The 16,455-nt window shown below is 39.0% G+C and carries 14 protein-coding genes; all 14 read left to right on the forward strand.

What is annotated here, in order from left to right; genetic code table 11:
- The first annotated feature begins 2 nt into the window (after positions 1–2).
- The 14 genes from gnpA (at position 3) to galT (ending at position 16,382) form a co-directional block, all read left to right on the forward strand.
- Positions 3–2,174, forward strand: coding sequence for a 1,3-beta-galactosyl-N-acetylhexosamine phosphorylase (gene gnpA, locus AN957_RS08030; RefSeq protein ID WP_053475090.1), 2,172 nt, complete (start codon positions 3–5; stop codon positions 2,172–2,174).
- On the forward strand, positions 2,164–2,331 hold the full coding sequence (locus AN957_RS28025; protein WP_172797627.1) for a DUF6903 family protein: 168 nt from the start codon (positions 2,164–2,166) through the stop codon (positions 2,329–2,331). Before gnpA ends, AN957_RS28025 begins: the two co-directional genes overlap by 11 nt.
- 321 nt (positions 2,332–2,652) lie before the next feature.
- The gene (locus AN957_RS28785) at positions 2,653–3,384 is read left to right on the forward strand and encodes a GntR family transcriptional regulator (RefSeq protein ID WP_053475091.1); all 732 of its coding nucleotides are present in this window, start codon (positions 2,653–2,655) and stop codon (positions 3,382–3,384) included.
- 375 nt (positions 3,385–3,759) lie between these two features.
- The gene (locus AN957_RS08040; RefSeq protein WP_053475092.1) at positions 3,760–4,809 is read left to right on the forward strand and encodes a LacI family DNA-binding transcriptional regulator; all 1,050 of its coding nucleotides are present in this window, start codon (positions 3,760–3,762) and stop codon (positions 4,807–4,809) included.
- A gap of 85 nt (positions 4,810–4,894) precedes the next feature.
- The gene (locus AN957_RS08045) at positions 4,895–6,178 is read left to right on the forward strand and encodes a Gfo/Idh/MocA family protein (RefSeq protein WP_053475093.1); all 1,284 of its coding nucleotides are present in this window, start codon (positions 4,895–4,897) and stop codon (positions 6,176–6,178) included.
- Positions 6,179–6,258: 80 nt separating this feature from the next.
- A complete protein-coding gene (locus tag AN957_RS08050) occupies positions 6,259–7,503 on the forward strand; it encodes an ABC transporter substrate-binding protein (protein ID WP_053475094.1) in 1,245 nt (414 codons plus the stop codon).
- An 85-nt stretch (positions 7,504–7,588) separates the two neighbouring features.
- Positions 7,589–8,509 carry a carbohydrate ABC transporter permease gene (locus AN957_RS08055; protein WP_053477479.1) on the forward strand — a complete coding sequence of 307 codons (921 nt, stop codon included), beginning with the start codon at positions 7,589–7,591 and terminating at the stop codon, positions 8,507–8,509.
- 89 nt (positions 8,510–8,598) lie between these two features.
- Positions 8,599–9,357 carry a carbohydrate ABC transporter permease gene (locus AN957_RS08060; RefSeq protein ID WP_082446818.1) on the forward strand — a complete coding sequence of 253 codons (759 nt, stop codon included), beginning with the start codon at positions 8,599–8,601 and terminating at the stop codon, positions 9,355–9,357.
- A gap of 272 nt (positions 9,358–9,629) precedes the next feature.
- Complete coding sequence (locus tag AN957_RS08065; RefSeq protein WP_053475096.1) at positions 9,630–10,496, forward strand: ROK family protein; 867 nt, start codon at positions 9,630–9,632, stop codon at positions 10,494–10,496.
- 19 nt (positions 10,497–10,515) lie between these two features.
- Positions 10,516–11,682: an AgaS family sugar isomerase gene (locus tag AN957_RS08070; RefSeq protein WP_056683371.1), complete on the forward strand. Its 1,167-nt coding sequence runs from the start codon at positions 10,516–10,518 to the stop codon at positions 11,680–11,682.
- A 45-nt stretch (positions 11,683–11,727) separates the two neighbouring features.
- On the forward strand, positions 11,728–12,876 hold the full coding sequence (gene nagA, locus AN957_RS08075; protein ID WP_053475098.1) for an N-acetylglucosamine-6-phosphate deacetylase: 1,149 nt from the start codon (positions 11,728–11,730) through the stop codon (positions 12,874–12,876).
- A 22-nt stretch (positions 12,877–12,898) separates the two neighbouring features.
- Positions 12,899–13,834, forward strand: coding sequence for a tagatose-6-phosphate kinase (gene lacC / locus AN957_RS08080; RefSeq protein WP_056683374.1), 936 nt, complete (start codon positions 12,899–12,901; stop codon positions 13,832–13,834).
- Positions 13,835–13,849: 15 nt separating this feature from the next.
- Positions 13,850–14,833, forward strand: a complete 984-nt coding sequence (gene lacD / locus AN957_RS08085) for a tagatose-bisphosphate aldolase (RefSeq protein ID WP_056683377.1) — start codon at positions 13,850–13,852, stop codon at positions 14,831–14,833.
- Positions 14,834–14,882: 49 nt separating this feature from the next.
- Positions 14,883–16,382, forward strand: coding sequence for a UDP-glucose--hexose-1-phosphate uridylyltransferase (gene galT, locus AN957_RS08090; protein ID WP_172797628.1), 1,500 nt, complete (start codon positions 14,883–14,885; stop codon positions 16,380–16,382).
- Positions 16,383–16,455 lie beyond the last annotated feature (73 nt).

Genomic DNA, 16,455 nt, shown 5'->3' on the forward strand with positions numbered 1-16,455 from the left:
TCATGAAAATGAAAAAAGGACAAGTAACCCTGCCAAGCGAAGAAAACTTTTTAAAGGAAACAAAGGAATTGATGGAGCGCTGGGGAGCAGATGCGATTCGTGATAGTGATGGAACAAAGCTGGATTCAGATATTAAACAATTAGATGCGAAGATCTATACGACTTATTTCGTTGCACGGGGTCAAAATGAGTTTGCTAAGAACCATATGGATGAATGCCAGCAGCTGTACTTGATGAGTACATTCAATACAGCGATATCAGAAAAGCTTGCGATTCATATTATGAAAGGCTATTTCGAAGAACAGTTACAGCCTGATTATCTTCATGACCCTAAAAAATATTGGGAAGTCATTGATCGGACAACTGGAAAAATAGTGGATGTGAATGATTGGGAAGTGAATGAAGAGGAAAATCAGGTCGTGATTACGAATGCTATTCCTTGGCACGAATATACGGTTTCTTTCCTCGTATTTGCGATTTGGGATCCAACTCAAATGTACAATCATATTACGAACAATTGGGGGGATAAGCCGCATGATATTCCTTTTGATGTGAGGCAGCCGTACTCCAATGAATTTATGAGCACCTATTTAAAACAATGGCTGACAGAAAATCCGGATACTGATGTAGTAAGATTTACAACGTTCTTTTATCATTTTACCCTTGTGTTCAATAATCTCGGCAAAGAAAAATTTGTTGATTGGTTTGGGTATGGGGCTAGTGTGTCAGTAGCTGCATTGGAAGCATTTGAAAAGGAAAAAGGCTACCGTTTAAGACCGGAAGACATTGTTGACCAGGGATATTACAATACTTCGTTTCGAATTCCAACACCTGCCTTTTTAGATTATATGGATTTTGTCCAAAAGTTTGTTGCTGAAGAAGCGAAAAAACTTGTGGACATCGTTCATGAAAGCGGCAAGGAAGCGATGATGTTTCTTGGCGATAACTGGATTGGCACAGAGCCTTATGGGAAATATTTTGAAAATATAGGCTTAGATGCAGTCGTAGGCAGTGTCGGTGGGGGGGCTACACTACGAATGATTGCTGATATTCCACATGTCCGTTATACGGAAGGACGTTTCTTGCCATATTTCTTCCCGGATACCTTCTATGAAGGAAATAACCCGGTAATTGAAGCAAATGAAAACTGGCTGACAGCCCGAAGAGCGATATTGCGGAACCCTGTTGATCGCATCGGCTATGGTGGTTATTTAAGTCTAGCCTATCAATTCCCGGAATTTGTCAACTATATTGAAAAAGTCACTGATGAATTCCGTGAAATTTATGACACAATCAAAGGAATTAAACCATACAGCGGTCTTAAAGTTGCTATACTGAATTCCTGGGGCAAGCTTAGAACGTGGCAGACACATATGGTTGCCCATGCATTGTGGTATAAACAAATTTATTCTTATTTAGGTGTATTGGAATCGTTGAGCGGAGCTGCTGTGGAAGTTACGTTCATTAGTTTTGATGATATCATTAATGATGGTGTACCTGAAGATGTTGATGTGATCATCAATGCCGGGGATGGGGGGACGGCTTTTTCAGGGGGAGCTAATTGGATGAATGAAAAGGTAGTCACGACTATTAAAGCCTGGATTTATAATGGTGGCGGTTTCGTAGGAATTGGTGAACCTAGTGCGTATCAGCATGAAGGACATTACTTCCAATTGGCGAATGTCCTAGGTGTTGACAAAGAACTAGGATTCAGTTTATCAACAGATAAATATTTTATCACTCCTGTTAAAGAACACTTCATTTCAGCAGATAGCACAACATTCGATTTTGGTGAGGGAATGAAAAATATCTACGCATTATCAGAGGAAACGGAAATTATTGAGTTTTCCAATGGAGAAGTTCATCTATCCAGTCATCCATTTGGAGAAGGCAGAGCAGTCTATATAGCGGGCTTGCCATATAGTGAAGAAAATACGCGTCTATTAATGAGAGCCTTATATTATGCAGCCCATAAAGAAAAGGAATTCGAAAAATGGCATGCAAGCAACATGTATTGTGAGATCCATGTCTATCCATCTATTCAGAAAATGGCCATTGTCAATAATTCGATGGAGGAACAAACAACGCTTGTCTATGACGGTCAAGGAAATAAGAAGGAAGTAACATTGGCACCTAGTGAAATCAGATGGGAGAGCTTTACCAATGAAGGCTAATATTTTGGTCATCATTAAAATGATTGTATTTATCATCTGTCTTGCACTGATTATTATCGGCCAAAAGACAGCCGGAAAGCTTGAATTAGGAATGATGTTAATCGGATTAGCTGGTCTTTTAGCGCTGCTTTATGATTACAATCGAAAATACATTTAGAGAGTAAAACTTTATTGAGGTGATTTAACATTTCAATAAAGTTTTATTTTTTTTATAGTATCAGAATTTATAACTTAGGAGTTAGAGAATTGTCTAGCTCCAGCGCCTATCGCCTATCAAACTTCAGGTCCCCTCCGCAACGATTGCGTCAACATCGGTTTGCTCTCGCTCACCGTGTTTCCTTTATCGAAAGAACCGGCCCTTCCAGTTTGTACGGCGATGACCAAGGCGCTTACGCTTTTCTTTTACTTGTTGGGTTGACACGATAAGGGTCAATGATATAATTTGTTAAAAGAATGTTTGGAAGGCAGGCTTAGGATAATGGAACCATTGCAGCATGACAGTGTCATCCCGCTTTATCACCAATTAATGGAGAGATTGAAGGGGGCGATTCAGGACGGTCAGTGGACACATGAAGATAAAATTCCATCTGAGAACCAACTGATGGAACAATTCGGTGTAAGCCGAAACACGGCGAAAAAAGCAATTGAGGAGCTAGTACAGGAAGGCATCCTTTATCGAATCCAAGGAAAAGGTACATTTGTGGCAAAGCCAAAATTGCAGCAGTCATTAATGGGATTTTATAGTTTTAGCAAAGTATTAAAAGAAAAAGGAATGAACCCAAAGGATATCATTCTAAAAATAGAGGAATCTAAACCAACTGCAAAAATTAGAGAAGCGCTGATGCTTGGAAAAAATGATCATGTGATAGAAATGAAACGTCTTCGTTGCGCTAATAATGAGCCTTATATTTTGGAATCATCTTTTATTCCTAAAAGGATTGTTTCTGAAATCGATCACCTAAAAAAAGTTGGTGAAATCTCTTTATATGATTTATTTGCCCAGCAATTTAATATCGTAGTAACGAGAGCAAAAGAGGCATTTGAACCCGTTCTTATTCGTTCTGAAGAAAGTGAGTACCTTCAAACGGAAGAGGGTCGCCCAGCACTGCTGCTCGAACGAACTGCCTATGATATGAATGGAGTGCCTGTTGAATTTTGTGTATCTATTGTACGAGGCGACCGCTGCCGTTTTTACACAGAGCTAACATAAATGAATACTCATAGCATTTTGGCTATGAGTATTTTTTTATCAAGAGATCTTAAAAATGTGGAGGAAAAATGGTTTATTTTTTAGTTGTTGGGTTGACAGGTTAATATTGAAGAGTTTATATTTATATTACTTAAAATTTTCTGTTAACAAGAAAAGGTTTTTTTAAAAAAACTAATTAAGTAGAAGTTCATTTTTTTTTATTAACCTTGTACCTACAACCCAACAGCAAAATTGGTAGTAGATTCATATTATGCATAGAAATAAAACGACTCTTAAAATATTTATAAAATTCAAAAGATCTTTCTTAAATAGGATAAAAATTTGGTATCCTATTTAAGAAGGATCATAAGTACATAATTAAGAGGTGTTTTATCAGTGACAAGATTGAAGGATATTGCGGAATATGTAGGCGTTTCTATCTCTACTGTTTCGAGAGTCATTCAAAACGATCAGACTCGAAATGTTAACCAGGAAACAAAAGCGAAAATTTGGGAAGCTGTTAAGGAGTTAGGGTATGTGCCAAATAAGCATGCTCGAAATTTAGTTGCTAACAAGCAAGAGAAGAATAGTATAAGAACAATGAAAATTGGATGGGTAGCGAATCCAAAACAAGCAGAAATGAATCCATATTTTGCAACGATTTATACAGGTATTCGTGATGCATTAGCCAAAAATGATTACAGCTTGATTAGTATTACCAAGGACGAGCTAGAAAATGAGGCTCTGCTTCTCAAGACCATTCATGAGTTGGGGATTGAAGGACTGCTTCTTATCGATCAGATTGATTGCAGTATTATCGAATATATTCAACAAAATATACCTGTAGTTGGATTAGATTTTTTTTACACGGATAAAAATATAGCGACCGTGGATTATGATCGTGAGGCTGCGGTCACAATGGTGGTAAAGCACTTAGTTGATCAAGGTCATAAAGACATTGGCTTTATTGGTGGAGGCATGAATGAAACGTTAGAAGGTCTGTATGCTGAACACCGTTTCAAAGGATTTCAACACGGCATGGAAGATGCAGGGTTGACCATTCGGCCCGAATGGATCATACATACAAAGTGGAAAATGGAAAATAGCTATAAAAAAATGGGAAGTTTGATTAAAGAAGAGCCGCTGCATTTGCCAACCGCAATGGTGTGTGCGAGTGACTTAATGGCTATCGCTGCGATGAGAGCTGCTAGAGAGAATGAGCTTAGAATTCCAGATGATATCGCTTTCTTTGGGGTTGACAATATTGAAATGAGTAAATATTCATCCCCACAGCTCTCAACGGTTGAAATCCCAAAATATGAAATGGGAAGAATAGCAGCGAAAACTATTATGGAAATGGTAGAAGGGAAAATTAACCTTCCAATAAAGATTATTATGCCTTTTGAATTAGTCCTTCGGGAATCATCTAACATAAAACGAACCTAAGTGGTTCTTTTTTTAAAAGTAAATGGAAAACGTTTGGCTAAAATGAGGAAAATAATCGGAAAACGAAAGATAAGGAGATTTTAACATGAAACCATTAACAGCGATTATTATCGGAGCTGGTGATAGAGGAGTAAGAGCCTATGCACCATACGCGCAGAATTACCCAAATGAACTAAAAATCATTGGTGTTGCAGAGCCGAATATGGAAAGAAGAACCAAATTACAACAAGCACATACGATTTCCGATGAATTTTGTTTTGAATCATGGGAAGAAGTATTCAGCCTGGAAAGAAAAATTGCAGATATCGCGATTATTTGTACACTGGACCGCAATCATTTTAAGCCAACCATGAAAGCGCTGGAACTGGGTTATCATATTTTGCTGGAAAAACCGATGTCCCCAGATCCAAAGGAATGCATCGTGATGGAACAGGCAGCCAAAAAGTATAATCGGCAGCTTACCATATGCCATGTATTAAGGTATACGGAATTTTGGGCCACGATTAAAAAGGTGATTTCCTCAGGAGAAATCGGCGAGATCGTATCGCTTCAATTAAATGAAAATGTAGAAGTGATGCATATGTCTCATAGCTTTGTACGAGGCAATTGGAATAATAAAGAAAAATCAAGTCCAATGATTTTGCAAAAGTCATGTCATGATATGGATATTATTTCTTTTGTGATTGGTAAGGATTGCAAACGTGTAAGTTCTTATGGTTCCCTTATGCATTTTAAGGAAGAGAATGCACCAATTGGAGCACCAAAGAGATGTTTAGATGGCTGCCCAGTTGAACATGAATGCCCATTCCATGCTGGAAGATATTACCTCGGTGAAGGCAAAGGGTGGGCAAAGAAGTTTACAGAGGATTATACGAATGAAGGAATTATTAAAGCATTAAATGAAACCTCATACGGAAAATGTGTGTATCACTCAGATAATAATGTAGTAGACCATCAAGTAGTCAATATGGAATTCGAGGGTGGAGCAACAGCTACATTCAGCATGTGCGGCTTTACTAGAGAGCAAACGCGCATTGTTCAAATCATGGGAACAAAAGGGGAAATACGTGGAAATATGGATGAAAACCAAATTTCTATTTTTGATTTTCTTACCAAACATGAAACGATCATCAAATTTGACAATCCAATTGGCGGGCATGGGGGTGGTGATAACGGCATAATCAGAACTTTCTTAAGAGAAGTTCGATCTGGAAGTGAGGAAGGCAGTGTTTCTTCAGCATCTGCTTCAGTAAGAAGCCATCTAATGGCATTTGCAGCGGAAGAGTCAAGATTAAAACAAGGTCAATCGATTAATATTGACGATTATTATGCAAGTTTAGCAGCTAATTCCACAAGTAATATCAATTGAGTACCGCTTATAAGGACGTAGATGTTTTGGAGTATTTGATTTAATAGTCTATTAAACTACATTGAAAGAAGGGGAAAGAGATGAAAAAGTGGCTAATGATGCTAGTAACAGTAATGATAGGATTCATCGTGTTAGCTGGGTGCAGTAATGATGACGCTGCATCTGGAGATGGGAAGGTAGAAATTACATATGGATTTTGGGATAAGAAACAAGTCCCTGCCATTGATGAAATTATCAAATCATTCAACGAAAAATATCCTGACATTAAAGTGAAGACGGAAATTACTCCTTATGGTCAATATTTTCAAAAGCTAGAAACGGCTGCAACAGGTTCTGCATTGCCGGATGTTATGTGGATGAATGGTGCTCATGTGAATCAATATGCTGATGGAAAAGTAATCCTTCCGCTTACTGATCTTGCAAAAAAAGATAATTATAGCTTGGATAATTACCCTGAATCATTAATCGAACTCTATACAGTGAATGAAGACATTTACGGTATTCCAAAAGACTTGGATACAACTGGTTTATGGTATAACAAAAAAATCTTTGATGAAGCTGGAGTTCCATATCCAGATGATACATGGGATTGGGATAAGTTAAAAGAGGTTGCAAAAAAATTAACAAATAAAGAAAAAGGGATATGGGGTTATGCAGCTTTAATGGGCAACCAAGGCGGCTATTATGATTTCATCTGGCAAAATGGCGGATATATTATTTCTGAGGATGGAAAGTCTGTCGGATTTGATCAGCCAGAAGCAATAGAAGCTCTTAAGTACAATGTTAGTTTCATTGAGGAAGGCTTATCACCAACACAAGCGCAAATGACAGAAACGGCTGCTTCTGAATTATTCTCATCTGGCAAAATTGCGATGATGTTTGATGGTCCTTGGATGGTTCCAGAGTATAAAAAAAATCCGGATGTAGATGTAGCTGTTGTCCCTAAGGGAAAACAGCGTGCAGTCGCTATTCATGGACTAGCCAATGTAATTGCTGCTAATACAAAACATAAAGATGCTGCATGGAAGTTTGTTCAATTCCTGGGCTCTAAGGAGGCAGCAGAAATATTTGCTGCTACTGGAACAGTTATTCCTGCTTACAATGGTACACAAGATGCTTGGAAACAAGCTGTTCCAACGATAAATCTTCAAGCATTTATTGATGGAATTGAATATTCTGTTCCATTGCCTAGTGTGAAAAGCACAGGGGAAATTTGGCAGTATGAAATCGATGTCCTTAAAAAAGCTTGGAGTGAGGAAGTAAGTGTTGAAGATGCAGTAAAAGAGTTAACGAAGAAGGCGAATGAATCACTATCTAATGAATAAAGAAGTGAAGGGAAGAATTTATTTCTTCTCTTCACTTTCCTTAAAAGGAGGGAATAAAGTGAAGGGAATTCCTCAACAAGCTGAAGTGAAAGCGAATACAAAGGTTAAGGTTTCTAATTTGGCAAATACTAGGAAGCGATCAGATTACTTTTGGGCTTATCTTATGATTGCCCCTACTATGCTAGGCTTAATGATCTTTTATTTATGGCCGATTCTCCAAACCTTTTATTATAGTTTCACTGAATGGGGAGCATTTGGTCAGTATGAATGGACAGGCCTAGATAATTATAAGCGAATGTTCGAGGATTCTAACCTGATTAAATCATTTAAGAATACGGGGATTTATATTATATTTACGGTCCCGATTGGAATTTTCTTATCCATTCTAGTAGCCGTGCTTCTGAATCAGAAAATCAAAGGGAAATCTGTTTATCGTACCTTATATTTCCTGCCTGTTATAACCATGCCGGCGGCAATCGCCATGGTTTGGAAATGGCTTTATAATTCTGATTATGGACTGCTGAACTATCTTTTATCATTAATCGGAATCAAAGGTCCACAGTGGGTAAGTGATCCGAAAATTGCACTATATTCGCTTATTGCAGTAGCAATCTGGAGTGGAATTGGTTATAACATGGTTATATTTCTTTCCGGTTTACAGGGAATTCCGAGAACTTATTATGAAGCAGCTGAAATGGACGGAGCAGGCCCAATCAGAGTGTTTTTTAAGATTACATTGCCTCTACTCTCTCCTGTTATTTTCTTTGTGAGTATCATGTCACTAATTGGTGCTTTTCAAGTGTTTGACTTAATATTCATGATGATTGGAAAGAGCAGTACTGCATTAGAAAATACGCAATCAATTGTCTATTTATTCTATCAGCACGCGTTTGTATTAAACGATAAGGGCTATGCAGCGGCAATTGCTGTTCTATTATTAATCGTTATTCTGATTATCACAGCTATTCAATTTGTCTTACAGAAAAAATGGGTTCATTATGATTAAAGGAGGGAGAACCATTGGAAAGAGCAAGACAGCTTGTGACAAGTAAAACATTCCTAATCCATTTCATCTTAATTTTAGGATCTGTAGCAATGGTTGTTCCTTTTTTATGGATGATCTTAACCTCATTAAAGACGTACGCGGAGTCTATTCATGTTCCTCCTGTTATTTTTCCCGATAAATTCCAGTGGGGGAACTACAAAGAAATTTTTGAACTCCTGCCTTTTTTTAAATTTATGTTAAATACACTTATTATTACGATCGTACGGACGGTAGGACAAGTATTTTTATGCTCTCTAGCCGCCTATGCCTTCGCTCGGATTGAATTTCCCGGCAGAAACTTCCTGTTTTTGCTAGCGTTAGCTGTTTTAATGGTGCCAGGGCAAGTCTTTTTACTTCCACAATATATGATTATGGTAAAATTAGGATGGCTAAATACATTACAAGCTGTAATAGTTCCAGGTTTGTTTAGTGCATTCGGCACTTTCCTGCTAAGGCAATTCTTTATGGGGCTTCCGAAAGAACTGGAGGAAGCAGCCAGACTGGATGGATGCAATCATTTCCAAATTTATTGGAAGATTATGCTTCCTTTAGCGAAGCCTGGATTGGTTGCACTCGGTATTTTCACTACTCTTTGGAGCTGGAATGAGTTGATGTGGCCAATGATTGTAAATAGTTCACCAGAATCGATGACACTTTCTGTCGGATTGTCTTCGCTTCAAGGTCAATATTTAACAAACTACCCAATATTAATGGCAGGCTCCTTTTTAGCGATCCTTCCAATGCTCGTTTTATTTATCATTTTGCAAAAACAATTTATTGAAGGAATTGCAGTAACAGGAGGAAAATAAGTAGATAAATATTTTGTTGCGTCGGGTTGACCCAACAAGTAGTAGTATTATAGAATTACATTGATAATAGGAAAGTTTGTGAAGACTGGCTTTTCTTTTAGTGGCTTCATATTAAATGACATTAAAAAGACTCATAGTACATTAGCTATGAGTTTTTATTAAGTATAACTTGTACCAACAACCCAACTTTAAAATGTAGATTCTGCTGAAGGTGGGATTCATTTTATAAGTGTTTACAATGTAGAGGACGTATTCGTTTTAGGGGTGAAAAGATGAAAAAAGCTATTGGTATTGACATTGGAGGGACAAAGATTGCTGCGGGAATCGTTTTAGAATCAGGAGAATTGCTTCACCGTGTAGAGGTGAAAAGTGATTCAACTGACCGCGAAAACATGTTTAAGCAAGTCGTAACAGCGGTTGAACAACTACTTGAAGGGACACCATTTTCTGACATCGAAGGTATTGGCGTCGGGGTGCCTGGGAAGGTCGATCGTGAGAATGGCATTGCTATTTTTCAAAACAATCTGCCTTGGAAGCAGTTTTCGGTTGCTGCAAGATTAAAGGAATATTTTGGCACAAAGTCAATTGCCATGGATAACGACGTCTATATGGCTGCGTTTGCTGAATGGAAAACAGGCCAAGGAAGCACAAATGAAACGTTTGTTTACGTGACAATCAGTACAGGAATTGCCTGTTCGATTATTCATCATGGAGCCTTTATCAGAGGAGCTGGTTTTGCAGGGGAACTAGGGCTCATTCCAGTTCTTTCAAAGATGGGCAATGAACGGTTAGAAAAAATCTCTGCTGGCCCTGGGATTCAGAAAATAGCGGGTATACCAGCAAAAGATGTCTTTACTGGCTATTTAAATGGATCAGAGGAATGTCAGCCAATCATTGAGGAAATGGCTAATCACTTGGCCCAAGGACTTTATTCTATTTCTAGTTTAATAGACCCGCATAGAATGGTTTTTGGCGGCAGCGTCATTGTTAATAATCCTTTTATGCTTGATTTAATAAAAGAAAAACTGAAAATTCTTCAATTGCCAGAACAGCAGCATCTCTTAGAGCAAATGAGCATCAGCAAATTAAAGCAAGATAATGGCATTGTTGGCGCAGGCTTACGAGTATTTGAGAAGTGATAAAAGAGGAGTGTCGGAAATGTTTACATTTAGTAAAGAAAAATTAACAACCTTAGGTGCGTTCATTACTACTGAGGAAATCAAGCAGCAGCCTGAATTATGGGATGAAACGTTTACACTGTATGAGCAGAGGCGAGAAGAAATTGAAGCTTTCTTAGAGAAAATAGCAGATAAGCATGAACGAATTCGAGTCATTTTTACCGGTGCTGGGACTTCTGCGTATGTTGGTGATACGGTTACACCTTACTTAAAAGGGAAAGTGGATGAGCATAAATGGGAATTTTCAAGTATCCCGACAACTACTTTAGTGTCCAATCCATATGAGTTCTTTAAGGCGGATTTTCCAACCTTGCTCGTTTCATTTGCACGAAGCGGCAATAGCCCGGAAAGTGTAGCAGCTGTGGAATTAGCTGAACAGCTTGTAACCAATCTTTATCAGTTAACAATTACCTGTGCGATTGGAGGAGAGTTGGCGCGCAGAGCAAAAGGGGACGAAAATAATCTGTTATTGCTTATGCCCGAAAGAGCGAATGACCAAGGGTTTGCCATGACTGGAAGTTACTCATGCATGACATTAACAGCGCTGCTTGTTTTTGATTCGTTAGCTTTGGAAGAAAAAATGGAAATTGTTCAAGCCATTCGTCGAATGGGTGAAAGTGTCATTCATAGAGAGCAGGACATTCAGCATATGATTGATCGCGATTTTGATCGAATTATTTACCTTGGTTCTGGCAGCTTAGAAGGTTTGTCAAAAGAAGCACAATTAAAAATTTTAGAACTAACAGCTGGAAAAATTGTTACTGCATATGATTCGCCGCTAGGGTTCCGTCATGGCCCTAAATCTTTTGTCAATGAAAAAACAGTAGCCTTTGTTTTCGTTTCAAATCATCCATATTCACGTCAATATGACTTAGATATGTTAAATGAATTAAAGCATGATGAAATTGCCGACTATATCTGCGCCATTGAAGTCAAGGGCCAGACAAATTATGATGGGCATACTTTTGCTTTTGATGGGGATGGCCAATCGATTCCAGATGCATACTTGGCAGTGCCATACGTGATGGTGGGGCAAACGATCTCGCTATTGGCTTCTATTAAAGTAGGAAATACCCCTGACACGCCCTCACCAACCGGAACGGTTAACCGTGTAGTGAAAGGCGTTATTATTCATAGATATGAATAATAGATTTGGCAGTCTAGAACTTTTTAAAAGTAAGGGGAAATAAACATGTCTACATTCATTTGTGCCGATCAGTTTTTTCTTGATGATCAAGTGGCAGGCCCAGGCTTCTTAGAAATTGAAAATGGGAAGTTTGGTGCTTTTACAGAAAAGAGACCGGATGCAGCAGCTGAAATCATCGATTATCGTGGACATTGGATTGCGCCTGGTTTAGTAGACACACATATTCATGGCTTTAAGAATCACGATATTATGGATCATAACTTTGATGGATTGAACCAGATTTCAGAAGGTCTGTTATCCTGTGGCGTCACCTCCTTTTTGCCTACTACTCTAACATCATCTCATGAATTATTAAATAAAGTGGTTGAAATGATTGGAGCCAATTATTCAAAGGTGCAAGGGGCAAAAATTAAAGGAATCTTTTTGGAAGGGCCATTTTTTACAGAAAAGCATAAAGGGGCTCAGAATACAAAATATTTCCGTGATCCTTCAATTGCTGAACTGGACATCTGGCAGGCACGATCGAATCAATTAATAAAAAAAATTGCGATTGCTCCCGAAAGAAAAGGGGCAGCAGAATTTATTGAGTATGCAGTGAAAGAAAAGATTGCAGTTGCGCTAGCCCATAGTGATGCAACATATGAAGAAGCGAAGCATGCGGTCGAAAGAGGGGCATCCATTTTTGTTCATACGTTTAATGGGATGAGTGGACTGCACCATCGCGAGCCAGGAATGGTTGGTGCAGCGATGAGCCTTAAAGATGTTTTTGCCGAAATTATCTGTGATGGCCACCATGTTCATCCTGTGGCTGCAAACATTTTAATGAATGCTCGTGGCAGACATTCAATGGTTATGGTAACGGATTGTATGATGGCAGGCGGGATGCCTGAGGGAATGTATCAACTAGGAGAATTTCCTGTCGAGGTGAAGAATGGCGCTGCCCGAATGGAAGGCGGGAGTTTGGCAGGCAGTATTTTGCAATTAAAGGATGCGGTTAAAAACGTTGTCCAGTGGGGGATAGCCACACCGTCAGAAGCAATTTATATGGCAAGTACTGCACCGGCAAAAAGTGTTCAAATGGATAGTGAATGCGGAAGGATTGCGAAAGGGTATGCTGCCGACTTTATCGTATTGAATCCTTCCATGGATTTAATAGCAACTTATTTGGATGGTGTCTGCCGTTATCGAGTCTAAACAACCAGAAAGAGTGATTGCGATGATTTTAGCTGTAACAATGAATCCATCGGTTGATATATCTTATCAGGTTGACCAATTTAAATTAGATGATGTCAATCGTGTGGAACATGTTCGAAAAACTGCAGGCGGCAAAGGCTTAAATGTTGCCAGGGTAATTGTACAAATGGGTGAGAACGTGTTAGCAACCGGTGTGTTGGGAGGAACGATTGGTGAATATATCATTCAAGAATTAAACAAAAGTTCCATCCCCAACACCTTTTTAAAAATTGAAAAGGAATCCAGAAATTGTATTGCGATTCTTCATGAAGGCATGCAAACAGAAATCTTAGAAACAGGTCCAACATTATCTGTAGAAGAAGGGAAAGCTTTTATAGATAAATATGAAGATTTGCTTTCTTCGGTTTCGCTTGTGACTATTTCAGGCAGTTTGCCAAAAGGCTTACCGCCTGATTTTTACTGCAAGATGGTGGGGATCACCCAAGGAAGAGGCGTCCCAGTAATTCTGGATACTTCAGGGGAAGCATTGAAACAGGTGTTGCTGCATGACGAAAAGCCATTTGCCATTAAACCGAATACAACAGAATTATCTCAATTGCTTGGTACAGATGTGAATAATGATACAAATAGTATTCAGCAAGCCTTGAAACATGCTATGTTCCGAGGAATTGAATGGATTATTGTATCCATGGGTAGTGAGGGTGCCTTCGTCAGGCATCTGGCAGACGATTACCGGGTGACGATTCCAAAAATAGATGTCATCAATCCTGTAGGATCTGGTGATGCGACCGTCGCGGGCTTTGCGGTGGCCATGCAACGGGAGAAATCTACAGAAACTCTGCTGAAAACAGCGATGGTGACTGGAATGTTAAATGCAATGGAAGCTGGAACTGGTTCTATTAATATGAAAAAGTTTGACCAATACTTTGATTTAGTGAAGGTAGAAAAAATAGATTAATAGAGGAGAATGATGATGGTGGAACTTACCACGAATAAATTGGAAGCACTAAAACGTTTATCAGATGAAAATGGGGTAATTGGTGCATTAGCGATCGACCAGCGCGGATCACTGAAAAAAATGATAGCCGCTCATTCGAATGAAATAGGTGATGCAGGAGTGATTGATTTCAAAAAGTTAATTTCTGAAGAATTAACTCCCTATTCCACATCTATTTTGCTAGATCCTGAATATGGTTTACCTGCAGCAAAGGTTCGCGATAAAAATGCCGGCTTATTAGTGGCTTATGAAAAAACGGGCTATGATGCAACAGATGTGGGACGTTTGCCGGATTTATTATCTGAATGGTCAGTAAAACGTTTGAAAGAAGCTGGCGCAGATGCCGTTAAGTTCCTGCTTTATTATGATGTGGATCAGTCTGAAGAAATTAACGATTATAAACATGTTTACATGGAGCGTGTTGGGTCAGAGTGTGTGGCTGAAGACATCCCGTTTTTCTTAGAAATTGTTACATATGATGCTGAAATTGCTGATGCGAAAAGTAAGGAGTATGCAAAAGTGAAGCCTCATAAGGTTATTGAAGCAATGAGGGAATTTTCTAAGCCACAGTATCATGTGGATGTGCTGAAAGTAGAAGTTCCTGTAGATATGAACTTTGTAGAAGGCTATGCAAAAGGCGAGGCTGTGTATAGTCAAGAAGAAGCAGCATCTTATTTCAAAGAACAAAGTCAGGCAACTGGGCTTCCGTTTATCTTCTTAAGTGCTGGTGTAAGTGCAAAGCTATTCCAAGAAACACTAACACTTGCTAAAAATTCGGGATCTACTTTTAATGGGGTATTATGTGGGCGTGCAACTTGGAAGGATGGCGTGGCTCCATTTGCCGCTGATGGGGAAAAAGCAGGACGCGACTGGCTGCAGAATACAGGAAAGAGAAATATTGAGGAATTAAATGCAGTATTAAGGAAGACTGCCAGCCCCTGGTTTGATAAGGTAAATTAATTTTATGAGCGGTGACTAGTCATGTATGCTTCAGATAGAGGTGAAAAAAGTGATTCAACAATGGGTTCAACAATTAATCAATCAAGCTATTGCTGCCCGTTTAATTGAGCAGGAAGATGTGATCTATGCCCGCAATCAAATCTTATCACTTCTGCATCTTGCTGAGTTCAAGGATGAAAATGAAGATAGGGGAAATGACGATGATATCCCTGATTTACTTGAAAAAATAGTTGAATACGCATGTGCTCATAGAATCATAGAAGATGTTTTTCATGAAAAGGAAATCTTCTCAAGCAAACTAATGAGTGTCTTGATTGCACGTCCATCAACCGTTAATCAGATTTTTTATGATAAATATCAGCAGAGCCCCATGTCTGCAACCGAGTATTTTTATGAATTAAGTAAAAATAGCCAATACATTCAGATGAAGAGAATCCATCAAAATATTGAATACAAGGTCGATACTGAATATGGAGAATTGGATATTACGATTAACTTATCGAAGCCAGAAAAGGATCCAAAAAGTATCGAGCTTGAACAGATGGCTATAAAAATGGACTACCCGAAATGCCTGCTTTGTATTGAGAATGAAGGATATGCGGGGAGAATTGACCATCCTGCCCGCTCTAATCATCGGATAATTCGTTTGAATTTGCTTGGGGATAGCTGGTATCTTCAATTTTCGCCGTATGTTTATTATCAGGAGCATTGTATCGTGCTTTCCGATAAGCATACCGGTATGGTGATCAACGCTGAGACGTTTTTACGGCTGTTAACCTTTGTGGAGAAGTTCCCCCACTATTTTTTAGGTTCGAATGCGGAGTTGCCGATTGTTGGCGGGTCGATTTTATCCCATGAACATTACCAAGGGGGCCATTACGAATTTGCGATGGCTAAGGCTGATTCCGAGTATACCTTTGAACTGGCAGGGTTTCCAGATGTGGAATGTTCTATTGTCAAATGGCCGATGTCCGTGATTCGCCTTCGTTCTAAACAAAGCCAATCTCTTGTTGAGGCAGGAGCGCATATTTTAGAGAAGTGGCAAAATTACAGTGATGAAGCACTTGAAATCATCGCGAGAACTGGTGAGATCCCTCACAATACAATTACCCCTATTGCCAGAAAAAACGGGAGCTTCTTTGAATTAGATGTAGTTCTGCGAAATAATCGCACGAACGAAGATCATCCACTAGGGATTTTTCATCCTCACGAAGATGTTCATCATATTAAAAAGGAAAACATTGGACTGATCGAAGTGATGGGGCTTGCTGTCTTGCCGGCTCGTTTAAAAGAGGAACTTGAGGAAGTGAAAAAGTATATTCTGGGTGATGTTCATATGGTTGCCGACTATCATATTGCATGGGCTGAAGAACTAAAAGGATGTTACCAATCGATTGACCCTGAAACAAATATTGATTTATTTATAAGCAGGGAAGTCGGGAAAAAGTTTTTAAAGGGACTAGAAGATGCCGCTGTTTTTAAGCGGGATGAAGAGGGAAAAGTAGGATTTCAGCGTTTTATCAGCGCCTGTCAGAATGACCTGGAATAGTCCATGATTAGTAGCATCTTTTGTAATTCCATAGGGTGATGTTCTAGAGCATCCCCCTGTGGAATTTTTTGTG

It is taken from the genome of Cytobacillus solani (genome assembly GCF_001420595.1).
Taxonomy (GTDB): Bacteria; Bacillota; Bacilli; order Bacillales; family Cytobacillaceae; genus Cytobacillus; species Cytobacillus solani.